The sequence below is a fragment of the Nonomuraea sp. NPDC049695 genome (assembly GCF_040674955.1).
Lineage (GTDB): Bacteria > Actinomycetota > Actinomycetes > Streptosporangiales > Streptosporangiaceae > Nonomuraea > Nonomuraea helvata.
In genome coordinates this window covers 1-21,828 of the sequence record NZ_JBFANV010000042.1, presented here as the reverse complement: position 1 = coordinate 21,828, position 21,828 = coordinate 1, and the positions used below count along the sequence as shown (strand labels likewise).

Genomic DNA, 21,828 nt, shown 5'->3' with positions numbered 1-21,828 from the left:
TGGAGGCCGAGGCTGCGGACCGCGAGGCTGGCCAGGCTCGACCAGACAAGCGAATGAGGGTGAGACGTGATCGAAGTGAGGGGACTGACCATGCGGTACGGCCGCACACTCGCCGTGGACGACCTGACTTTCACCGTGAAACCGGGCCTGGTGACTGGATTCCTGGGCCCGAACGGCGCCGGCAAGTCCACGACCATGCGGGCGGTACTCGGGCTGGAGATCCCCGCCGCGGGCGCGGCGCTGGTGGACGGGCGCCCCTACGCGTCGCTGCGCCGGCCCATGCACACGATGGGGGCGCTGCTCGATGCCGGGGCGGTGCACGGCGGCCGCACGGCCCAGGCCCATCTCGGCTGCCTGGCACGGAGCAACGGCATCGGCCCTCGGCGGGTGGCCGCGGTCCTCGACCAGGTCGGCCTGGAAGAGGTCGCGAACCGGCGGATCGGCGGATTCTCCCTCGGCATGAAGCAGCGGCTGGGCATCGCGGCAGCGCTGCTCGGCGACCCGGCGGTGCTGATGTTCGACGAGCCGCTGAACGGGCTGGACCCGGAGGGCATCCGCTGGATCCGCGACCTGCTGCGCTCGCTCGCGGCCGAGGACCGCACCGTCCTGCTGTCCAGCCATCTGATGAACGAGCTGGCGCTCACCGCCGACCACGTCGTCGTCATCGGACGCGGCCGGCTGATCTCCGACACGACCACGGACGCGCTCGCCGCCCGCTTCCAGCGTGACGTGCTGGTGCGCGCGACGCGTCCCGAGCGGCTGGTAGAGATCCTGCGCGAGCACGGCGCGACCGTGACGGCCGAACACGCGGACCCGACGACGCCCGACAGGCCCGCGCCCGACAGACCCGAGGAGGGCCTGTCCGTGCGGGGCATGGACGCCGCCGGGATCGGCGACCTGGCGCTGCGGGCCGGAATCGCGCTACGGGAGCTGACGCCGCGCAGCGCCTCACTGGAGGAGGCGTTCATGGAGCTCACCGCGGACAGCGTCGAGTACGGCACCCGCCCGGCCACCGCGGAGGTGGCCCGATGATGGACGCTGTCGCCTCCGAGTGGCACAAGCTCCGCTCGCTGCGTTCGAACGCCTACCTGCTGGCCGTCTCCCTGCTCGCCGTGCTGGCCTGCGCGGGGGTGGCGTACCTGATGGGCCAGGGGTTCGACCATCAGACGGCGGAGGAGCGGCTCCGTTTCACCAGCAACGGGAACGGGCTGGGCACCGGGCTGCCGGTCGCCTACTTCGTGTTCGGCACGCTGGGCGCGCTGACGATCACCTCCGAGTATTCCACCGGGATGATCCGCACGAGCCTGGTGGCGGTGCCGCGGCGGCAGCTGTTCCTGTTCGCCAAGATCCCCGGTCTGGCCGCCGTCGCCTTGCTCGCCGGTCAGCTGCTGGCGTTCGCCATGCACCTGGCCGCCGAGGCCGTGCTCGGCGAGCGTGCCGGTCAGTTGCTGCTCGACGGGCAGACTCTGGGCACCCCGCTCTCGGACCCCGGGGTGTTCGCCTCGGTGGTGGTCGCCGGGCTGTCCATGGCGGCTGCGGCGCTGATCGGGTTGGGGGTGGGCGCGGCGCTCCGCTCCACTCCCGGGAGTCTGGTCGCGCTCGTCATGATCTTCTTGGTGCTCCCGGTCGTCGCCCGGGCCCTGCCGGTGCCGCTGCGGGCGCAGGCCGGCTCGTACATGATCGAGAATCTGCCGGCTCAGATCGCCGGGGTGGGCGGCGGCCTGCTGCCGCCACCGGCGGCGGCCGCGCTGCTCGCTGCCTACGTCGCCGCCGCGCTGACGGCGGGTGCGGCGGTCACCGCACTGAAGGGACGCAAGGTCAAGGTCATGGTCGTCGGCGTCGCCGCGACGCTCCTGGCGGGCGTGGTGGCGGTGCCCGCCGCCGGCGACTCGGCGGACAGCGGCCCGTCCTCGCTGACCTGGCGGCCGTGCGACGACAAGGACGCCCCTCGGGACATGCGGTGCACCTCCGTCCAGGTGCCCCTCGACTGGAAGACGCCGGGAGGACGGAAGATCACCATCCCGGTCGGGATGCTGCCCGCCTCCGGCACCGAACGCCGGATCGGCACGGTCTTCTCTGTCCCCGGCGGCCCCGGCGCGTCGGGCATCGACGATCTGAAGCAGTTCCACGGCAGGTTCGCCCAGCTGCGTGACCGCTTCGACGTGATCAGCTTCGCCCCGCGCAACACCGTCAAGCCCGGCGGCGTGCTGCCGTACGAGTGCCTCGCCACCGGTCCGTCGATCACCCTACCGGCCAACCGCGCCGAGTACGCCGCGCTCGGGCGGGCGAACCGCGCGCACGCGCAGCGGTGCCGCGCCGCTGACCAGGAGTTCTTCGACCACATGGACTCGGCCTCCGTCGCCCGGGACATCGAGGCCGTCCGCGTCGCCCTGGGCGAGCAGCGGCTGAGCTTCCTCGCCAACTCCTACGGTGGAGCGCCCGCAGCGGCCTACGCCCGTCTGTTCCCCTCCCGCATCCGCGCCATGGTCATGGACGGCACCATCGGCCACATCGAGGAGACCGCCACCGGCGAGCCCCGCATGTATGCGCGGATTGAGCAGCAGATGGAGCGGTTCGCCGCCTGGTGCCGTTCGGCCACGGCCTGCGCCCTGCACGGCCGCGACGCCGGCCAGGTGTGGCGCAGGCTGGTGACCGCCGCGGACCGCTCACCGGTGCCGGTGAAGAACGATCCATCCGGAGCCGCTTACACCGGGTTCGACCTGAAAGTCGCCGCTGCGCCCAGTTTCGCCGCGCCCGGCCAGGAACCTGACGTCCCGCGCTGGGTCCAGCTGGCCGACGCGATCAAGAAGGCCGTCGATGGCGACGCCTCCGGGTTCGCCGACTACGTCAGGCAGGCCTCGGGCAGCCCCAAGGTTCCCTCGCTCGTCGGGCAGAACATGACGCACTGCCTGGACGGCATGGGGTACGGGAGCTACGCCGCCTACCGCGAGGCGCTGCGGAGGGCGGAAGAGCTGTCCCCGAACTTCGCCGGGCAGCGGGCGTGGTGGCCGCTGGCCTGCGTCGGCTGGCCCGCTCCCGTCACCAACCCGCCGGCGCCGCTGCCCACCCGTGGGCTGGTGCCGTTCCTGGGGGTCGGGAGCTGGACGGACCACGCCATAGTCGCCGACATCATCCGCCATGTGCCGGGCTCGTCGAGCGTCCGGTACGAGGGGCACGGCCACATGCTCTACATCTACGGCAAGGGCGGCTGCGTCACTGCCCACGTCAACCGCTACCTGACGAGCCTGAGGCTCCCGCCGCCGGGCACCACCTGCCAGGCCACCGGGTGACCACCGGCCGCGCGGCCCCGTTTCCGGCCGGTGGACGGCTCATGGAGCCTTGGCTCCTGGGCGCTCGTCCTGCGCGGCCGGGCCGCCGACTCCCTCCTGGACACCTACGAACAGGAGCGACGGCCCCACACCAACGCCATCACCCAGGTGTCGTTGATGGTGGGCGCGACTGGCTCTGCCTGCCCCCGTCCGGGACGGCCACCGCCACGGTCGTCCTGTGGGGCGGGCTGAGCGGCTGGGGCGCGAGCTACCTACACGCCGCCGACGCGCTCACCGCACGCGGCCTGGCCTGCCTGCCGGCCGAGGGGCCCGGCCAGGGCGAACCGCGACTGGAGCACGATCTCCACATTGACGAGGACGCCGTGGACGGCTGCGCCCGGTTCCTCGACGTCGTCACCGCCGACCCCAGGCTCGGCAACGCCATCGGAGTGCAGGGCAACAGCTTCGGCGGACTGTTCGCCGTGCACCTCGCGGCGCGCGACCCGCGGGTCGGCGCCTGCGTGGTCAACTGCACACCCACCGGATCTCGCCCGCCGCAACCGGCGCCGCCCACGTCACCCGCCGCGCCGTCGGCGCCCGCTGTCTCGCCGGCCGCCGTCCAGATGGCCGCCGCGATCGGCACCGACAGCGCGGAGCAGGTGGCCGCCGTGCTGGGCGCGTTGCGGTTCGACCCGGCCCGCCATCGAATCGGCTGCCCCCTCCTGGCCCTGCACGGAGGGGCCGACCCGTTCGCCCCCCGCCCTGCGGCCCTGGCGCCCTTCGTTGAGGCGGCCGGTGCGGGGGGAGTGCTGCGTACCTGGCCCGACGGAGAGCACACGCTCTATAACCACGCGGCCGAGCGGGACGCGCTGGTCGCCGACTGGTTCGCCGACCACCTCATCTCGAGGTCGTAAGGGCCCGCAGGTGGGCGTCCACGGGCTGCCTCCTGTCTACGCACGGCGGCTGAGGGGTCACAAACGGGAGGGTTGTGAGAGAGGTGGTGAGACAGCGACCGAGGCGAACGCGGCGATGATCATGCGGCATGCTGGCCCTCGCACAGCTCCCTTCACGGCAACGGCCGCCGTCAACCCGCACAACACGAGAGGTACAGCACGATGGTGAACCGCGACGGCGAGGTCGCCGCGCTCGACGACCCGGTGGGTGCATCACTGCGCGGTCACCACGCACACCTCGCCCGCCGGCTTGGGCGGGCTGCCACCTACCTGCCGGAAGTGGCGACCTTCTCCGCGGTGACCGCCGACCCTGGTCCGCAGGAGTGGGCCGACCTCGCCCGGCTGCTGGGGCGAGGCGAGTTCGCCGACATGTTCAGCTGCACGGCCACGCCGCCGTCGGACTGGGAGCCGGTCTTCGTCCTCGAAGGCCGTCAGATGATCTGGCCCGTCGGCAGCCGACCTGATCATCCGCAGGGCGAGACCATCACCGATGTGGTCGAACTGGGCGCGGACAGCGTGCCCGAGATGCTCGACCTCGTCGCGCGGGCACAGCCTGGACCGTTCTGGCCGCGCACCCACGAACTCGGCACCTATCTCGGCATCCGCGACAACGGCACGCTGGTGGCGATGGCGGGCGAACGACTTCGGCCACCGGGATGGACTGAGATCAGCGCCGTCTGCACCGCTCCGGAGGCGCTCGGGCGAGGCCACGCGGCCCGCCTGGTCACTACGCTCGTCGCCCGTATCGCGGCCCGCGACGAAGGCGCCTTTCTCCACGTGGCGGAGGCCAACACCGGCGCGATCGCCCTCTACGAGCGGCTCGGCTTCGAGACCCGCAAGCACGTGACCTTTCGGGGGTTTCGCACGCCGTGACGGCGTGCTCTGCATGGCTGGCCTGCATGGCCGGCTCATTTTGAGACATTAGTATCTCATAATGAGTCGAACGTATTCAGCGACCGTGTACTATGGCGACTAACTGTTAGCTGACTAGCAGTTGCCTCTCCGACAACGGTGTCCGCCCCGGCGTACACGGATGTGAAAGGAGGACGGGGAAACGGGCCCGGCAAGGGCACCGAACCCCTGACGATCTATGCGAGCGATCTGGTTGACCGAGTTCGGGGCTCCGTCTGTGCTGGTTCCCGGTGATGCCCCTGATCCGGAGCCCGGTGACGGTCAGGTTCTGGTGGACGTCGAAGCGGCGAGCGTGCTGTTCGCGGAGACCCAGGCGCGGGCCGGACGCCCCCCAGTCGCCGGGTTCCCGCTGCCCACCCCGCCCTACGTGCCCGGCAACGGCGTCGGCGGGGTGATCAGTGCGGTCGGCCCGCACGTCGACCCGGCCCTGCTGGGTCAGCGGGTGATCGCCCCGACCGGTGGTACGGGGGGTTACGCGCAGAAGGCGGTGGCCGCCGCCGGCCAAGTGATCCCGATCCCGGCGGCGGTGTCCACCACCGACGCGGTGGCGTTGCTCGACGACGGCCGGACGGCGGTCGGTATGTTCCGGCTGGTCGCCCCGAAGCCGGACGAGTGGGTGCTGGTCGAGGCCGCGGCCGGCGGCCTGGGCAGCCTTCTGGTGCAACTCGGTGTGAGCGTCGGCGCCAAGGTGATCGGTGCCGTCGGTAGCGATGCCAAGCTGTCGGCTGTGCGTGCGGCGGGCGCGCAGGCGGTGAACTACGCGCAGTCCGGCTGGACCGAGCGGGTTCGCGACCTGACCGGCGGCGCCGCCGTTGACGTGGTGTTCGACGGTGTGGGCGGCGAGATCGGCGCGGCGGCGACGTCTCTCGTCGAGCCCGGTGGGCGGTTTGTGGTGCACGGCGCCGCCAGCGGCGGGTACACGGACCCCTCGGCGGTTGCGGCGCGGGGTGTCACCGTGATCGGCCTGCCGCAGATGATGGGCGAACTCGGTCCGATCATGCACGAACTTGGGGCCGCCACGCTTGAGGAGGCCGCGGCAGGGCGACTGCGGCCGGTGGTCGGGCAGACGTTCCCGCTGGAACGTGCCGCCGACGCCCACGCCGCCATGGAGGCCAGGACGGCGATCGGTAAGACGCTCCTGCTGATGTGAGCGGCGATGGGCGGGTGGTCGGAGCCCCGACGCTGTGGTGCGCGACGCAGTACCTGGGCGGGCAGAGATCCGCGGCCGGCCCAACCAACGGTCAGTGGACTTTCAGTCTCACACGATCATGAGGATGGGTGACAGACGATAATGAAAGCGCCGGAATTGCCGCTGGAGATGCGGCGCAACGGGTTCGACCCGGTCGAGGAAATCGGCCGGGTACGAGATGACCAGGGTGTGCTGCGGCAGATGACGCCGTTCGGGGTGCCCGCATATCTGATCTTGCGTTACGAGGACGTCCGCGAGGTGTTCTCGGATGCGACCCGGTTCAGCAGCGCTCTTACCCCGTTTCCCGACGGGGCCGAGTTGAGCAAGGAGGAGCAGGCGAAGCTGCGGGCCGGGAACCTGATCGCGTTCGACCCGCCGGAGCACACGCGGCTCCGGCGGATGCTGACCCCGGAGTTCACGGTGCGCCGGATGCGCCGGCTGGAGCCGCGCATCGCCGAGATCGTCGAGTCGGCGCTGGATGATCTGGAACGGGCGGGCAAGCCGGCCGATCTGGTGTCGCATTTCGCGCTGCCGGTGCCGTCGATGGTGATCTGCGAGTTGCTGGGCGTGCCCTACGCCGACCGGGACGAGTTCCAGGACCGGGCCGCGCGCCAGTTGGATCTGTCCGCGCCGGCCGAGGAGCGGAACGCGGCGCGGCGGGAGGAGCGCGCCTACATGGCCGGCCTGGTCGCCCGCGCGCAGGCGAACCCGGGCGAGGACATGCTCGGCATGCTGGTGCGCGAGCACGGCGACGACCTGTCCACCGACGAACTGATCGGCATCGCGAGCCTGTTGCTGCTGGCCGGGCATGAGACGACCTCCAACATGCTCGGCCTGGGAACCCTGGCGCTGCTGCGGCACCCGGATCAGCTGGCGATGATCCGTGACGACCCGGCGCGGGTCGAGCCCGCCGTCGAGGAGTTGTTGCGCTGGTTGTCCATCGTGCCCTCGCTGGTGCGTACGACCACGACCGAGGTGGAGATCGCCGGTCACACCATCCCCGCCGGCTCGGTCGTGGCCCCCTCGCCGCTGGCCGCGAACCGCGATCCCCATCTCATTGACCGTCCCGACACGCTCGACATCACCCGGGGAGCCGCCGGTCACATTACGTTCGGCCATGGAGTGCACCACTGTCTGGGGGCGCCGCTGGCGCGGATGGAGATGCGCATCGCGTTTCCGGCCCTGCTCAAGCGCTTCCCCGGCCTCGCGCTGAGCGCACCGGACGCCGAACCCGATTTCCGGCTCTTCAGCGGCGTCTTCGGGGTGCACTCGCTGCACGTGACCTGGTGACACGACGATGACGGGGCGGGAGCGGGGACTGCGGGCCGATGCTGCCCGCAACTACGAGCGGATCGTCGGCGCCGCGGTCGCGACGTTCGAGGACATCGGGCCGGAAGCGACGCTGGAGGAGATCGCCGAGCGGGCGGAGGTGAGCGTGATGACGCTGTACCGTCGCTTCCGCAATCGCGACCAGCTCATCCGAGCCGTCTTCGACCATGTCCTGGCCACCGAGATCGAGCCCATGACGACGGTGCACACCGACGATCCGTGGCGCGATCTCGTCGGCGCGCTCGAGACCGCTATCGAGGTACTCGTCCGACGGCGGGCGATTCACTCGCTCGCTCTCGAATTCCGGGCGTTCGCCGCCGAAACCGGTCAGCGCTTCTTGGGCTCCCTGGAGCCGCTGCTGCGCCGCGCCATCGACGCGAACATGGTGCGCCAGGAGTTGGAGCTGCGGGACGTGGTGGCGGTCATCATCATGACCATGGCGACTGTACATTCCGAGGATCTGGCGGGGGCCGGCCGCAGACGCTACTTCGCCCTGCTCGCCGAGGGGTTGCGCCCGTCTGCGATCACTCTTCCCCCGCTGCCGCCGGCCGAGCCCGAGGGGGCTACCCGGGCTTGCGCGCGCCGTCGAGGAAGATCGTGACGGCAGTCTCGGTGGCTTCCTCGGGCGTCATGGCCTGGCCGACAGTCAGCCAGAGGGCGCGTTCCACGATCGCGGAGAACATGGCGAGCACGGCGTCGGGGCGCAGGTCGTCGCGGAGCACCTTGTCGCGGATGCCGCGAGTGATGACTTCGCGGATGGGCCTGGTTGTGCTCTCGATGACGGCAGGGTCGCAGAACTCGTCGGCCTGGCTGATCACCGCCGCATATTTGGCGCCGTTACGCAGGAACACGGCGATGATCCTGGTGATCGCCCGGTCGGCCGGGAGCTCGTCAAGGTTGGCGGCCGCGAAGGCCTCCACGAGTTCGGCCATCCCGACTTCGGCCACACCGCGCAGCAGTGACTCCCGGGTGGGGTAATGCCGGTAGAGCGTCGCGCGTCCTACCCCGGCCTCGTCCGCGATCTCCGCCATCGCCGCGTCTGACCGCCGGCCCAGCACCCGGGCGGCGGCATCGAGGATCGCCGACCGAGTCCGCTGCATCCCAGCATCCGATTTCACCACTCGACCATGCTAACGCCCCATGACGATACGTTCATGTCTCGTTATGACATACGGCCCTACGCGAAGGCTCGGGCGTACCGAAATCCTCATCTCAGATTTGGTGCCGGTGCCGTGGTGGCGGGCGTGGTCAGACTATGCGGGTACAGAGGGTGCGGCCTCGGACCTCCCAGTGGACCCTTCTGCCGCCCGGTGGGCAGGCACCGCTGATGAACGCGGTGATACGGAGGACGAAGTCGTACTCCCCTGGAGCGGAGCCGGCCCCGCACCGCCACGACGTCATCAGATCCGCGTTGTTGACGGCGACCGAGTTCTCGTTCTCACCCTTTGTGGCCAGGAAACAGTCACCCGTGCGGAACTGCCGCTGCACGCAGAGGGCGATCTCGTTCGCGTCCTCGCCGTAGCTCCACCACAGTTCCCCGTCCAGATCGGCACCGCGCCCGAGGCACTCGGAGGAGTCGTCGACCACCTTGAGCACCTTCAGGTAGGCGTCGGAGCGGCCGCAGCCGCCCGAGCGGGGCTTGCTCCTGCTCCACTCGCCGGACGGACGCGCGTAGGCGTCCAGGCAGTCGCCCGCCGAGATCTTCTCGAACGCCAGCAGGACGCCCACGACCGCGGCCGCGGCCACCGGGAGCTTCATTCGTCCGAGCGGCGGAAACCGTCGGCCGTTCCCCGGCGCGTCCTGCGGCGGGGGCGCCAGCACCTCGGTCTCCGCCACCCGCGTGGCGATCATCGTGCTGACGGGCTCCGGCAGCGGAGCGTCCCCGCCCTCGGCGAGCGCGGAGCAACGTTCGAGGAACGCGTCGAGGCCGGGCCGGTCTTTCGGATCCTTCTCCAGGGCGGACGCGATCAGCGGGAGCAGCGGCTCCGGCACGCCGGTCAAGTCGGGTTCCTCGTTGACGAGGCGGTAGCCGAGGGCCTCGATCGGGCCCTCGCCGAAGGGCCGCCGGCCGGTGGCGGCGAAGGCCAGCACGGCAGCCAGGCAGAACACGTCACTGGCCGGCCCGACCTCGCGGCCCCGAAGCTGCTCGGGCGACATGAACCCGGGCGTGCCGACCACGCTGGTGCGGGTGGTCTGCGAGGTGGCGTCGAGCGCGCGTGCGATGCCGAAGTCGATGATGCGGGGCCCGTCCTGGGCGAGCAGCACGTTGCCGGGCTTGAGGTCCCGATGGACGACGCCCCGCTCGTGGATCGCCATCAGCCCTTCGGCCAGGCCCGCACCGAGCCCCGCGACCGCCGCCGCCGAGAACGCGCCGTGCTCGCCGACAGCCTCGTGCAGCGACGGCCCCGCGACGTACTCGGTCACGAGCCAGGGCGGATCGGCGTCGGCGCGGGCGTCCACCACCTGCACGGTGTGGTTCCATGCCTCGTTAGACCTTCAGGTGGCACCCCGAGGGAACAGCAACCGCGCGGATAGTGACTTTGTGTAGCTGTCTGATTACTTTGAGTGGGCAGGCATACTCCGGATCACCACCGCCGTCCTCGCACTGGCCGCCGCGGGCACTCTCACCGCGACCGGCCCCGCCAGCGCCCACGTCCAGCAGCGGGCACACCGGGTCACGTGCCCCGACGATTCCATCTGCTTCTGGCCGCAACCGTACTTCAGAGGACAAAGCGCCGTCGTACAGCACCCCACGTCCACCGACTGCGCCGTGATCCCGGGCAGGCTCGCGCAGTCGGTGATCAACAACACCGATCTCGACTGGGTGCTCTACTACGGGCCGGGATGTACCGGCGACTCCACAGTGATCGGTCCCCACGACAACGACCCTTACCTCCGCACGGTGTACTCGTTCTCCGGATAACCGCAACGCGCACCCGGCCACCGGCCCACGGCGCACCCGGAACCCGTCCGGCCCGCACACGGGCACCTGGTACAGGTCGAAGTCGACGCCCTGGTGCCCGACGACCCCCACCGCCTCTTCGACACGGCCCGCGGTCGCCGGCCGGGAGCGGTTGCGGGGCGGCCGGGCGGCGCCTCCTCGGGCGCCTATTCGGTGGTAACCGTTCAGAATCCTCATTCTGTTCAATACGGGCAACGCGCTGAACTGCGGAAACGCGATCGGGAAGCTTGGCGCTGCATACCCCCCCACGAAGGTCGTCAGCCATGCTTGCGGGCATGTCCGAGGGCGGTCACCACGGCCTCGACGTCGTCCTCGGTGGTGCGATGGCTGGTCAGGCAGAGGCGGATGGCGGGACGCCCGGCCAGCTGTACGGTGCTGACCCACGCCTGACCGCTGCTGACCACGTGATGGACGGCGGCGGCGTGCCAGGCTGTGCTGTGCTCCCGGCCGGCCGCCTCGGCCTCGGGATCGGCGACGCACACCACGGGCAGGGGAGTGTCGTTGACCCGGGTCCAGCCCTCCTCGGCGAGGCGGCGCGCGAGCAGCTCCCCGAGCCGCACATCTCGCTCGAGCTGCGCGGCGTAGGCCGGCCGACCGGCGATGGCCAGCGCGAGGAACACCTTCAGCCCCGCGAAGCGGCGCGACCACTGCACGCTGGTGACGTACGGATCGGGAAGCTCATCGCTCTCCGCCGGCATGTAGGAGGTGGCCACCCGGAAGCTCTCCGACAGCGCCCGTGCGTGCGGGGTGAGGAACATGCCCGCCCCCATCGGCGCCGACAGCCACTTGTGCGCGTCCACGGTGACGCTGTCGGCAAGCTCCACCCCGGCCAGCAGCGGGCGCAAGCGGTCGGAGAGCGCGACCGCGCCCGCCCATGCGGCGTCGACGTGGAAGTGCACGCCCCACTGTCGGGCCAGGGCGGCCAGTTCGGGCAGCGGGTCGAGCGCGCCGCCCGCCGTCGTGCCCGCGGTGCCGACCAGCAGGAAAGGCTCCAGGCCCGCGGCGAGGTCGGCCTCGTACATCGCGCGCAATCTCCGCGTGTCGAGCCGATGCGCCCCATTCACCGGCACGAGTCGTACGGCTTCGCGGCCGAGCCCCGTCATGTGCGCGATCTTGAGCCAGGCGAGGTGACTCTCGGCGGAGGCGTACAGCACCGGCCGTCGTGGCAGGCCCCGCACCCCGGTCTGCGGGTACGTCTCGAAACGGCGGGTCAGGGCGACGATGACCGCGCTCAGGTTGGCCTCGGCCCCGCCCACGGTGAAGGTGCCCTCTGTGGTGGCGGGCAGACCGAGACGGCCGGCCATGAAGCGCAGCACGTGCCGTTCCATCTCGACGGCGGCCGGCGCGTGACTGTAGGCGGCCAGCTGTGGGTTGACCCCGGCGGCGATGAGCTCGCCCGCGATTCCCCACCACGTGGGGGTGGGGTTGAACAGCCCGAAGTAGCGCGGGTGCGTCGTGTGGACTCCCCACCGCCGCAGCGCCTCCATCACCTCCGGCAGCACGTGCTCGGGCTGCTGGGCAACGTCGAAGTCCTGGTCGGCCAGCCACTGCCGGATCGCCCCGGTGCCCAGCTCCTCCGGCGCGACGGGCCCGTCACCCACCTGCCTCGCGTGCCGGACGACCAGGTTCACGGCGGCGGTCAGCAACCGCGCCCCTTCTTCTGCGCCCACATCCAGTGGTCCTGTCCGATCCATGGCCCTCACTCTCGAGGAGCGAGCATCTCCGCCACTAGTGGCAGAAAAGTCGTGTTCCACTAGATTTTCGCCATGACCCGGATTCAAGTGGCTGTTCCGGTGCTGGAGGAGTGCCCGCTCTTTGAACTGGCCGTACCCTGCGAGGTCTTCGGCCGGGACCGCCGTGACCTGACCCCCGACTGGTACGAACTGACCCTGTGCCGGAGCGCCGACGGCGCACAGAAGTCGCTCAACGGACTGCTGCTGCGCGCGCCGCACGGATTGGAGGCGATGCGTTCCGCGGACCTCATCGTGGTGCCCGCCTGCTTGGACGCCACCTACCAGCCGCCTGCGGAACTTCTGAGCACGCTGGTCGAGGCGCACAGCAGGGGGGCGCGGATCGCCGCGCTGTGCTCCGGCGCCTTCGTCCTGGCGGCCGCGGGCCTTCTCGACGGCCGCAGGGCCGCCACGCACTGGATGCACGCGGACGAACTGCAGAAACGCTATCCGCAGGTCAGTGTCGACCAGCGGGCACTCTACGTCGATGAGGGAGACATCCTCACCAGCGCGGGGACCGCCGCGGGCATCGACCTGTGCCTGCACATCGTCCGCCGGGATTTCGGCGCCGCCGTGGCCGCCGAGGCGGGCCGCCGGATGGTCATCTCGCCGCACCGGGAGGGGGATCAGGAGCAGTACGTGTCGCCCACCCCGCCGGTCCCGGCCAGGGACACGGGCCTGGCACCGGTGCTGGACTGGGCGCTGGAACGCCTGCACGAGCCTCTCACCATCCCGCTGCTCGCCGAGCGGGCCCGGATGAGCACCAGAACCTTCGCCCGCCGCTTCCAGCAGGAGATGGGGCTCACTCCCATCCGATGGCTCACCCAGCAGCGCATTGCCAGGGCGCGCGAGCTTCTGGAGACCACCCGCCTGCCCGTGGACGCCGTCGCCGAACGCGCGGGATTCGGTACGGGAAACGGGCTGCGCCGGCATTTCACCAAGCTCGTCGGCACCACCCCCGCCGCCTATCGGCGCACTTTCCAAGGCGGCGGATCTGCGCCATCGCGTACCAGGCCGTGAGGGCGAGGTCGTCTGGGCGCATATCGGGACTTCCGGCAGGGGGTGATATGGGGTGACTTATCCCCGCCGGTCGCGTCAGAGCGGGGCGGTGGTACACAATGAGGGTCCGTTTTGGGAGCAGATCGGGGGAGAGCCGTGGGCTTACGGGTGGCTGTCGTGGGTGGGGGACTCGGCGGGCTGGCGGCGGCGATTCACCTGCGCCGGGCCGGCGTGGACGCCGTCGTGTACGAGCAGGCGCCGGTGCTGCGCGAGGTCGGTGCCGGGGTGATGATCGCGCCGAACATGGTCCGGCTGATCAACCGGCTCGGTCTGGGCGACGCTCTCGCCCGGTGCGCGGTCTGGCTGGAGGCGGCGTGGGAGTACCGGCGGTGGGAGGACGGAGAGGTCCTCTTCTCGCAGCCGTTGGGAGAGGCGTGCGAGCAGATGTACGGCGCCAACCTGCACACCGCGCACCGTGCGGACCTGCATGCCATGTTCCAGAGCGCGCTGCCCCCTGAGGTCGTCCACCTCGATCACCGCCTGGTGGCGCTCGATCAGGACGACGCGGAGGTGGAGCTGACCTTCACGCATCGGACGGGCGGCGAGACCAAGGTGCGCGCCGACGTGGTGATCGGAGCCGACGGCATCCATTCGACCGTCAGACCGTTGATCGTGACCGAGGTGGAGCCGCACTTCTGCCAGCTGAGCGCCTTCCGCGCGCTGATACCCGTCGAGAAGGCGCCCGAGTACGCACGGCGGCCGGTTCAGTCGCTCTGGCTCGGCCCTGGGCGGCACCTCGTCCACTATCCCGTGTCGGGCGGGAAGCTGGTGAACGTCGTCGCCGTCGTGCCGTCCGGAGAGTGGCTGCTCGAGTCATGGACGGCGGACGGGGATCTGTCCGACTTCGCCGCCGAGTTCGAGACCTGGGACGAGAACGTACGACAGTTGATCGCCGCCGCTCCGAGCACGAAACGGTGGGCGCTCTACGACCGCAGCCCGCTCGAGCGGTGGACGAGCGGCCGCGTCACCCTGCTCGGCGACGCCGCGCACGCGATGCTGCCGTTCTTCGCCCAGGGGGCCGGGCAGGCGATCGAGGACGGCGCCGTCCTCGCCCGCTGCCTGCGCGAGGCCGACCGCGACTCGGTGCCGAAGGCACTGCTGTCGTACGAGGCGACCCGCCGGCCGCGCGCCAGCCGGGTGCAGCTGATGAGCCGGGGCCGGGCGGAGTACAACCACATGCCGGACGGGCCCGCGCAACGTGAGCGCGACGCCGGGCTGCGCGACGGGGACTTCCTCCGGCACAGCGCCTGGCTCTACACGTACGACGTGGACACCGAGCCCCTGCTGAGCTGAACGACGGACGTCATGGTGTGTCCTCGGGAACGGTGACCTCGTCGAGCACGCGCAGCGCGTTCAGCGTGCGCGGGTAACCGATGAACGGGATGAGCTGGGTCAGCACCTCGATCAGCCGGACACGGTCGTTGCCGACGTTGAGGTTCGCGGCCACGTGCCCCTTGACCTGCGGCTCGCATCCACCGAGCGAGACGAGCACGGCGAACGTCAGCAGCTCGCGCATCGGCACGTCGAGGCCGTCGCGGGTGAGGTGGTCGCCGAAGCAGTGGGCCGACAGGTAACGCTGGATGTGCTGCTCGTCCTCCGGCGCGGAGGCGTGGAGCGCCTCGACCCTGGCGGCCCCGACGATCTGCTTCTGCACCGCCAGGCCCCGCTCCAGGCGCGTGTCTGGCGTGGTGGTGGACTGTCCGGGCAGGGGCAGCTCGACGCCCCGCTCGGTCAGGACGTCGTTGGTGGCGTGCAGGAAGTCGAAGACCTTGGCCATGCCGACGTACGGCACCGCCTGGTACACGATCTCCTTGACCTCGACCGGGGTGACGCCCGCGGTCAGTGCCGCTCCGAGCATGACCCGGTACTCGTTCACCGCCTGGCAGGCGATCATGGAGGCGAGCTGGACCATGAGCCGGGTCCGGGTGTCGAGGCTCCCGTGACGCAGGACCTCGTCGAAGGCGAAATTGTCGAAGACCTCGACCAGCTCCGGGTCGGTCCGGGCGAGCGTCGAGACGTGACCGGGGAACAGCTCGTCATGGTGGCGTCGTGCCGCGTCGCTGATGGCCATGCGTCCTCCTGATGCTTGTCGGGATCGGGTGCGACACGGTGTCACGGCCGGATGAGCACCTTGAGCGCGCTGCGGTCGGCCATCGCCCGGTAGCCGTCGGGTACCTGCTCCATGCCGACGGTGCGGTCGAACACCCGGCCCGGCTCGACCGTGCCGTCCAGCACGTCGGGCAGGAGTTCCTCGATGTAGGCGCGCACCGGGGCGGGGCCGCCGGTCAAGGTGATGTTGGGGCCGAACAGGCTGCCGAACCCGATCGGCGCGTCCTCGTACTGCGGCACGCCGACCCGGCTGATCACGCCGCCGGGGCGGACGATGCCGAATGCCGTCTCGTAGGCGTTCATGTAGCCGACCGCCTCCAGCACCGCGTGGACGCCCTGCCCGCCGGTCAGCTCCCGTACCCGCTCGATGCCCTCGCTGCCGCGCTCGGGCACGACGTCGGTCGCGCCGAAGTCGATGCCGAGCTTGGTGCGCTCGTCGTGGCGGCCCATCAGGATGATGCGCTCCGCGCCGAGCCGGCGGGCCGACAGCACCGCCATCAACCCGACCGCGCCGTCCCCGATGACCGCCACCGTGGTACGCGCATTGACGTGGGCCTGCTTGGCGGCGTGGTGGCCGGTGCCGTACACGTCGGCCAGGGTCAGCAGCGACGGCAGCAGCTCCGAATCCTCGCCCACGGGCAGCTTGACCAGCGTGCCCTGGGCCTGCGGAACGCGGATCGCCTCGGCCTGGCCGCCGCCCACCCCGTCGCGGGCCCAGAAGCCGCCGTTGAGGCAGGAGGTGTGCAGACCCTCCCGGCAGAAGACGCACGTGCTGTCGGACCAGGCGAACGGCGCCACCACCAGATCACCCCGCTTGAGCCCGGACACCTCGGAGCCGAGGTCCTCGATGACGCCGAGGAATTCGTGGCCCATCGGGGTGCCCTGCTCCGAGGCCGGCAGGGAGTGGTACGGGTGCAGGTCGCTGCCGCAGACGCACGAGCGCACGATGCGTACGACCGCGTCGGTGGGCTGCTGCAGCACCGGGTCCGGCACGCTCTCCACGCGCACGTCGCCGGCGCCGTACATATAGGTGGCTCGCATCGATCTTCCCTCGTTGAGGACTGACGTTTTCGCTGGTCAAGCTCCATCAAACAGGCGCGTTCGGACATGCGGCAGGACCTGCTGGTACAGGTAATGGCAGAACCCCCCCAGCCAGAGATCCGCCGGTCAGGTCAGGAGGGCTCGATTCGAGGTTGTCAGCGGGGCATTCGCGGACGGGGCAGTGCGGGAGCAGCGACGTCCAGGCTGAGACGAGCGATGTTGGGGTTGTGACGCGAACCGAGCATTCCCAGGCTGGTCACGAGGAGCCCGTCGTCGATGACGGCGATCGCGCTCGGTCCGTCGAGGCCGTCGGCCTCGGTCGCGAGGATGGTCATGGCGCCGTCCGGGGTGATGCGCAGAACGGTGTTGCGCGGGTGGACGGCAAGGTACAGCGTGCCTGAGCTGTCGAAGGCGAAGTCGTCGGCGGGTATGCCGGTGTGCGTCTGTTCCACCTCGCCTGGGCGCCCCGCGTCGATGCCGATACGCAGGACGGTGCCCTGGGCCGTATTGGTCGCCCACAGGGCGCCGTCCCAGACCTTGAGCCCGTTCACGCCCGTGGACGACACCGCATCGTCCGGTGACACCGGTGCCAGGCGCTCGTCGGCGAGCCAGAGCCGCAGTGTGTCATCGCCAGGGGCGCAGCAGAGGATTTCGCCGTGGACGGAGTCCGCCGCGAACAGCGTGCCGTCATCGGCGAAGGTGATGCCGTTGAGCCCCGCCCGGGTTTCCGAGGCGGCGAATCGCACCCAACGACGGGGCGCCTCGCGCCGCCAGATTCCCGCAACGGTGCCGGTCGCGCTCCGCACGGCGGCGTACAGCCGGTCCTCGGCGTCCGAAGCGAGGCCGACCACGAGCGCGTCGGCCGGCTCCGGGACCACTCGTTCCGGCTCACTGCTGGACAACCAGACGGCACCCGCCATCAGCAGCGTCGCACAGATCGTGCCGTCCGCGAGTACCACGATGTTCTCCGGCATCTCGCCGGCGCTGTGATCAAAGGCTTTGAGGATCAGCATGCCGCTAAGATATCAATCTCCTTATTTTGATATATTAGAAGGGTGCCCGATATCCATCCCGTGATCAGAGGGATGTCTCACCTCCCCGCGCTGCTGCTGGTCGGCACGGAAGAAGCCAACCTCGACCGCACCAGCCAGGCCTACCGGGCGATCAGGCGCCGGATCATCGACCTGACGCTGCCGCCCGGCAGCAGCTTCAGCGAGGCGTCGCTCGCGCAGCAATGGAGCATCAGCAAGACACCAGTGCGGGAGGCGCTCGCGCGGTTGAGACGTGATGGGCTCGTGGATGCGCTTCCGCGCGCGGGCTACGTCGTCAGCCCGATCACGCTTCAGGACACCGACGACCTCTGTGCCTTGCGGACGCTGCTGTCCGGCGAGGCCGCTGCCGCCGCCGCGCGCCGAGGCGTCGAGGCGCCGGCGCTCGAGCGGCTCGACGTGCTGTCCAAGGTGCCCTTGGCGCTCGCAGCGGGGGAAGCGGGACTCGAGGAGTCGCTGCGGGCCGGGATCGAGTTCGAGGCCATCATCGCCAACTCCAGCGGCAACAACCGTTTCGGCAAGGCGATCGTCGACGTGCTCGACGAGTTGGAGCGGGTCCTGCGGATGGCCTTGTTGATCGCTCCCGAGGCCGCGAGCCCACCCGGAGAACTGGCGGCCATCTGCGAGCGACTGCGTGCGCGGGATGCGGACGGCACCCACGAGGCCATGCGCAGGAGGTGCGAGCGCGTGCGTCGCGACGTGCTCCAGGTCCTGGCGATGAGCGTCTCCGTCAGCAGGGCGCACATCGAGATGCCGGCGCCGTCGCTCCCGCCGGCCTAACTAGGCGATGGCCACGCCTCGACCGAGACGACGCAGCTGGCTCGAATCATAGGTTGACATATACCCCTGCCCAGTATAGAACACTCCCAAGCACATACCCCCAAGGGGTATAGAGGCCGGTGTTTGATGGTGACTGCGGTTGCCCGGGAGGAGACGGACATGGGATTGTTCGCAATTCGCGACTACCGGCGGCTGTTCAGCGCTCAAGTCATCGCGTTGTTCGGTACCGGTTTGGCTACCGTCGCGCTGGGGCTGCTCGCGTACGAGCTCGCAGGTCCGCGTGCCGGTGCGGTTCTCGCCACCGCGCTGACGATCAAGATGGTCGCGTATGTGGTCGTTGCACCGCTCGCGGCCGCGTACGTCGATCGGCTGCCCAGACGTTGGTTTCTCACGATCCTCGACGCGGTGCGCGCTCTGGTGGTGATCGCGCTGCCGTTCGTCACCGAGGTCTGGCACATCTACGTCCTGATCGGGGTTCTCCAGACCGCGTCAGCGGCATTCACCCCGACGTTTCAGGCGGTCATCCCCGACATCGTGACCAAGGAGGCCGACTACACCCGCGCCCTGTCCGCATCGCAGGTGGCCTACACCATGGAGAGCCTGTTGAGCCCCGTGCTCGCGGCTGTGGCGCTCACCTTCATGTCGTTCAACCTGCTGTTCATCGGCACCTCCGTCGGGTTCGCCGGGTCCGCGCTGCTGGTCCTGTCCACGCGCATCCCCAACGCGCGCCCCAGTTCGCACACGAACGCCTGGGACCGGGCCGTGGCGGGGATCCGCACTTTCGCGGCCACCCCGAGCCTGCGCGGCGTCATGGCACTGAACCTCGTGGTCGCCGCCGTCGGCTCCATCGTGGTCGTCAACACCGTGAACTACGTCCGCGACGTGCTCGGCGGAACCCAATCCGACGTGGCCTGGGTGCTCGCCGCGTCCGGAACGGGGACACTGCTGGTGGCCCTCGTCCTCCCGCGCGTCCTGGACCGGGTGGCGGACCGGTTCGTGATGCTGATCGGTGCCGCCGTGCTGGTATTCGCGGTCGGCGCGGCGGTCACGATGTCCGCGGCGAACGTCGCCGCATCACTGCCGACCGGGCTGATCTGGGTGGCGATCGGCGGCGGGATGGCGCTGATCATCACGCCGACCGGGCGGGTGCTTCGCCGGGCGGTCGATCCCACCGGAATTCCCGAGGTCTTCGCCGCCCAGTTCTCGCTGTCCCACCTGGCCTGGCTGGTCACCTATCCCATCGCCGGATGGGTCGCCACGAACGCGGGCTTCACGATCACCTGGACCGTGCTGGCGGGCCTGGCGGCAATCGGAGCTGTCACGGCACTGGCGGTCTGGCCGCGCGATGAGAAGGCCGAGGTCGGAGGGCGTACGGCAGTGGTGGTCCAGCCGCGCATCAGGAAGACCGAGGCCGGAGGCCGCGCCGCAGCGGTGGTTGCTTCCGCCAGGACCGAAGTGGCCACGCGGGAAGCCGCAGAGGCTGCGGAGGGCACTCTCGCCGCATGCCAGTGCGCCTGCGTTCGCACCGTCTGAGTTCGCCGACCACCACCGCGTAGACAACGACGCATGGCAGATCTAACGGATGCTGAGATGCGTGACCTTGGCTCGTGGCAGGTACTGCTCTCGCGCGCGCTGCGGGACGTCACCAGGTGCGAGAAGACCTACGTGATGCAGTTCGCCGAGATGGAGGGCTTCAGCCACGTCCACTTTCACATCGTCCCGCGGGCCTCGGATCTGAGCGCCGACCTTCGCGGCCCTCGGGTGTTCGGGCTCATGGGCGGCGACCATCCCAACGTCTTGACCTCCGATGAGACGGACGTGATCTCCACGAAGCTCAGTCAGGCGCTATCCGATGTACGGCAGAGCCATCCCGGCTAGGTAGTGCTCGATCCGCATCCGCATCTACCGATCCATCTGCAGGCCGATCACCAGATCGCGGGGGGACCCAGCGAACTTCACGCGACTCGTCGCTCGGCGTCGGTTGACCGACGACGGCGCGGCCGGTGAGGACAAGAGAGAACTCCTGGCGAGCCTCGCCATCGGACGCGTAGAGGATGACGTGCCGGGGCGCGGCGTTGGCGTACGTCCGTTCGCGTGCTGCGCCGTGCCGAGCACGGCGTGTGGGTGTCTCTGCCATGGCGCTGAAGACCGTCCCGACGCCGGGCAGGCGGAACTGCCCGTCATTTGACGACTTTGCCCCGTCGCTACGATACGCGGCGTGAGTGATGACTCTTCTGTGATGAGCACCGGGCGCCTGGAGGCGTTCAGCGACGGCGTGTTCGCCATCGCGATCACCCTCCTGGTGCTCGAGATCCGGTTGCCTGAAGGCTGGGAGAAGGACCTCGGGGGTGCGCTGCTCGGCCTGTGGCCGTCGTACCTCGCCTACGTGGTGACGTTCCTGCTGGTGGGGATGATCTGGATGAACCACCATCGGATGTTCCACTTCATCCACCGGACCGACGGCCTGCTGCTGGCTTTCAACGTGCTCCTCCTGATGGATGTCGCCTTCCTGCCGTTTCCCACGCATGTGCTGGCCGAGGCGCTGCACGCCGATCACGGCACCCAGATGGCCGCCGTCTTCTACGGACTTGTGCTGGTGATCGGCGGCATCTTCTACAACGCCGTGTGGTGGTACTCCTCGTCGGGGCACCGCCACCTTGGCGGGCACATCACCCCGGCCGAGGCGCGCTCGTTGCGATTTCGCTGGGGCATGGGGCCGGTGCTCTATCTCGTCGCGACCGTCATCGGCGCGTTCAGCGCGATAGGAGCGCTCGTGTTCTACGTGGTGCTGCTCGTCATCTACATGTTCGACATGCGCCCCAGGCGACAGTCCGTGCAGCATCCCACGATGACTACCGGAGGGTGAAAGGCAGGCTTCTCAGGTTCACCGTCGGGATGAGGATCTCTTCGGCCCGTGCGCCCGTCCCGTACGGAGCAAATTGCCCATAATCCGTTGAACGGAGTATGGTCACCCATATGCTCAAGAGATCAACTTTTGCTGTGGCCGTACCGTGCGCTGCCACACTCGTCGCGGGGGTCCCGCAACCCAAGCCCGGGACAGACATCGACAAGGCCCGCCATCACGAGGGACGACGACCCTGACACCCCGATCGGGGAGTCGCTGAACGCCTCCAGGGGCCCGGTGCATCTGCTCGCACAGTATCCCCAGCCCCGTTCGTCCGCGCTTGGTGCGTTGAGCGTGCGGATCATCGGCGGGCACTTCCGCGAGGACCCGTGCCTGTCCGAGGGCGCGGCGGCGTGGAGCACCGTTCCGGCCCCGAGTTCGATCAAAGATCAAAATCTCCGACGATTGGATGCAGTGTGCGGAGACATATCGCACTTCTTGCTTCTTTATTCGCCCTCGCCGCCTCAGTAGCGCCCATGACGCCGGCGGCGGCGGCCAGTACGGCCTCGATCTCATGGCAGCCATGTACGGAAGACGCAAC

21 protein-coding genes are annotated in these 21,828 nt (G+C 69.8%); 15 read left to right on the top strand and 6 right to left on the bottom strand.

Going from position 1 to position 21,828, the window contains the following annotated elements:
• Positions 1-66 precede the first annotated feature (66 nt).
• From AB0J64_RS31040 to AB0J64_RS31005, 8 genes are all read left to right on the top strand, one after another.
• Positions 67-1,032: an ATP-binding cassette domain-containing protein gene (locus AB0J64_RS31040; protein ID WP_364034517.1), complete on the top strand. Its 966-nt coding sequence runs from the start codon at positions 67-69 to the stop codon at positions 1,030-1,032.
• Entirely contained in the window at positions 1,029-3,290 is a 2,262-nt protein-coding gene (locus AB0J64_RS31035) for an alpha/beta fold hydrolase (protein WP_364034514.1), read from the top strand. Before AB0J64_RS31040 ends, AB0J64_RS31035 begins: the two co-directional genes overlap by 4 nt.
• A 30-nt stretch (positions 3,291-3,320) precedes the next feature.
• Positions 3,321-3,521 carry an FAD-dependent monooxygenase gene (locus AB0J64_RS31030; protein ID WP_364034511.1) on the top strand — a complete coding sequence of 67 codons (201 nt, stop codon included), beginning with the start codon at positions 3,321-3,323 and terminating at the stop codon, positions 3,519-3,521.
• Positions 3,470-4,183 carry an alpha/beta hydrolase gene (locus AB0J64_RS31025; RefSeq protein ID WP_364034730.1) on the top strand — a complete coding sequence of 238 codons (714 nt, stop codon included), beginning with the start codon at positions 3,470-3,472 and terminating at the stop codon, positions 4,181-4,183. The genes AB0J64_RS31030 and AB0J64_RS31025 overlap by 52 nt, the downstream gene beginning before the upstream one ends.
• A gap of 201 nt (positions 4,184-4,384) precedes the next feature.
• The gene (locus tag AB0J64_RS31020) at positions 4,385-5,095 is read left to right on the top strand and encodes a GNAT family N-acetyltransferase (protein ID WP_364034508.1); all 711 of its coding nucleotides are present in this window, start codon (positions 4,385-4,387) and stop codon (positions 5,093-5,095) included.
• 310 nt (positions 5,096-5,405) lie between these two features.
• Positions 5,406-6,284 (top strand): zinc-binding dehydrogenase, encoded by an 879-nt coding sequence (locus AB0J64_RS31015; RefSeq protein WP_364034505.1) that lies wholly within the window; start codon positions 5,406-5,408, stop codon positions 6,282-6,284.
• A 141-nt stretch (positions 6,285-6,425) separates the two neighbouring features.
• Positions 6,426-7,613 carry a cytochrome P450 gene (locus AB0J64_RS31010; RefSeq protein WP_364034502.1) on the top strand — a complete coding sequence of 396 codons (1,188 nt, stop codon included), beginning with the start codon at positions 6,426-6,428 and terminating at the stop codon, positions 7,611-7,613.
• Positions 7,614-7,620: 7 nt separating this feature from the next.
• A complete protein-coding gene (locus tag AB0J64_RS31005; protein ID WP_364034499.1) occupies positions 7,621-8,253 on the top strand; it encodes a helix-turn-helix domain-containing protein in 633 nt (210 codons plus the stop codon).
• Here the strand turns inward: AB0J64_RS31005 and AB0J64_RS31000 are convergent.
• A complete protein-coding gene (locus AB0J64_RS31000) occupies positions 8,216-8,752 on the bottom strand; it encodes a TetR/AcrR family transcriptional regulator (RefSeq protein ID WP_364034496.1) in 537 nt (178 codons plus the stop codon). The two genes, AB0J64_RS31005 and AB0J64_RS31000, sit on opposite strands and share 38 nt — an antisense overlap.
• Positions 8,753-8,900: 148 nt before the next feature.
• Positions 8,901-10,121: a serine/threonine-protein kinase gene (locus AB0J64_RS30995; protein WP_364034493.1), complete on the bottom strand. Its 1,221-nt coding sequence runs from the start codon at positions 10,119-10,121 to the stop codon at positions 8,901-8,903.
• 79 nt (positions 10,122-10,200) lie between these two features.
• On the opposite strand from AB0J64_RS30995, the gene AB0J64_RS30990 reads away from it, so the two are divergent.
• Positions 10,201-10,575 carry a peptidase inhibitor family I36 protein gene (locus AB0J64_RS30990; RefSeq protein ID WP_364034727.1) on the top strand — a complete coding sequence of 125 codons (375 nt, stop codon included), beginning with the start codon at positions 10,201-10,203 and terminating at the stop codon, positions 10,573-10,575.
• A gap of 296 nt (positions 10,576-10,871) precedes the next feature.
• Here the strand turns inward: AB0J64_RS30990 and AB0J64_RS30985 are convergent, their stop codons facing one another.
• Positions 10,872-12,284: a pyridoxal-dependent decarboxylase gene (locus AB0J64_RS30985; protein ID WP_364034490.1), complete on the bottom strand. Its 1,413-nt coding sequence runs from the start codon at positions 12,282-12,284 to the stop codon at positions 10,872-10,874.
• A 96-nt stretch (positions 12,285-12,380) separates the two neighbouring features.
• Here AB0J64_RS30985 and AB0J64_RS30980 point away from each other — a divergent pair, with 96 nt between their 5' ends.
• Both AB0J64_RS30980 and AB0J64_RS30975 read left to right on the top strand, forming a co-directional pair.
• A complete protein-coding gene (locus AB0J64_RS30980) occupies positions 12,381-13,364 on the top strand; it encodes a helix-turn-helix domain-containing protein (protein WP_364034487.1) in 984 nt (327 codons plus the stop codon).
• 156 nt (positions 13,365-13,520) lie between these two features.
• A complete protein-coding gene (locus tag AB0J64_RS30975) occupies positions 13,521-14,696 on the top strand; it encodes an FAD-dependent monooxygenase (protein ID WP_364034484.1) in 1,176 nt (391 codons plus the stop codon).
• Between the two features lie 10 nt (positions 14,697-14,706).
• On the opposite strand, the gene AB0J64_RS30970 is transcribed toward AB0J64_RS30975, so the two are convergent.
• The 3 genes from AB0J64_RS30970 to AB0J64_RS30960 all read right to left on the bottom strand — a co-directional run bounded on the left by AB0J64_RS30970 (position 14,707) and on the right by AB0J64_RS30960 (position 17,566).
• A complete protein-coding gene (locus AB0J64_RS30970) occupies positions 14,707-15,474 on the bottom strand; it encodes a carboxymuconolactone decarboxylase family protein (RefSeq protein ID WP_364034481.1) in 768 nt (255 codons plus the stop codon).
• A 41-nt stretch (positions 15,475-15,515) separates the two neighbouring features.
• The gene (locus tag AB0J64_RS30965; RefSeq protein ID WP_364034478.1) at positions 15,516-16,553 is read right to left on the bottom strand and encodes a zinc-dependent alcohol dehydrogenase family protein; all 1,038 of its coding nucleotides are present in this window, start codon (positions 16,551-16,553) and stop codon (positions 15,516-15,518) included.
• A 155-nt stretch (positions 16,554-16,708) separates the two neighbouring features.
• Entirely contained in the window at positions 16,709-17,566 is an 858-nt protein-coding gene (locus tag AB0J64_RS30960; RefSeq protein WP_364034475.1) for a hypothetical protein, read from the bottom strand.
• A gap of 72 nt (positions 17,567-17,638) precedes the next feature.
• Here AB0J64_RS30960 and AB0J64_RS30955 point away from each other — a divergent pair, with 72 nt between their 5' ends.
• From AB0J64_RS30955 to AB0J64_RS30940, 4 genes are all read left to right on the top strand, one after another.
• Positions 17,639-18,382, top strand: coding sequence for a GntR family transcriptional regulator (locus AB0J64_RS30955; RefSeq protein WP_364034472.1), 744 nt, complete (start codon positions 17,639-17,641; stop codon positions 18,380-18,382).
• Between the two features lie 159 nt (positions 18,383-18,541).
• Positions 18,542-19,915 carry an MFS transporter gene (locus tag AB0J64_RS30950; protein WP_364034469.1) on the top strand — a complete coding sequence of 458 codons (1,374 nt, stop codon included), beginning with the start codon at positions 18,542-18,544 and terminating at the stop codon, positions 19,913-19,915.
• A gap of 57 nt (positions 19,916-19,972) precedes the next feature.
• On the top strand, positions 19,973-20,260 hold the full coding sequence (locus AB0J64_RS30945) for a hypothetical protein (RefSeq protein ID WP_364034467.1): 288 nt from the start codon (positions 19,973-19,975) through the stop codon (positions 20,258-20,260).
• A gap of 340 nt (positions 20,261-20,600) precedes the next feature.
• Positions 20,601-21,248: a TMEM175 family protein gene (locus AB0J64_RS30940; RefSeq protein WP_364034464.1), complete on the top strand. Its 648-nt coding sequence runs from the start codon at positions 20,601-20,603 to the stop codon at positions 21,246-21,248.
• Positions 21,249-21,828 lie beyond the last annotated feature (580 nt).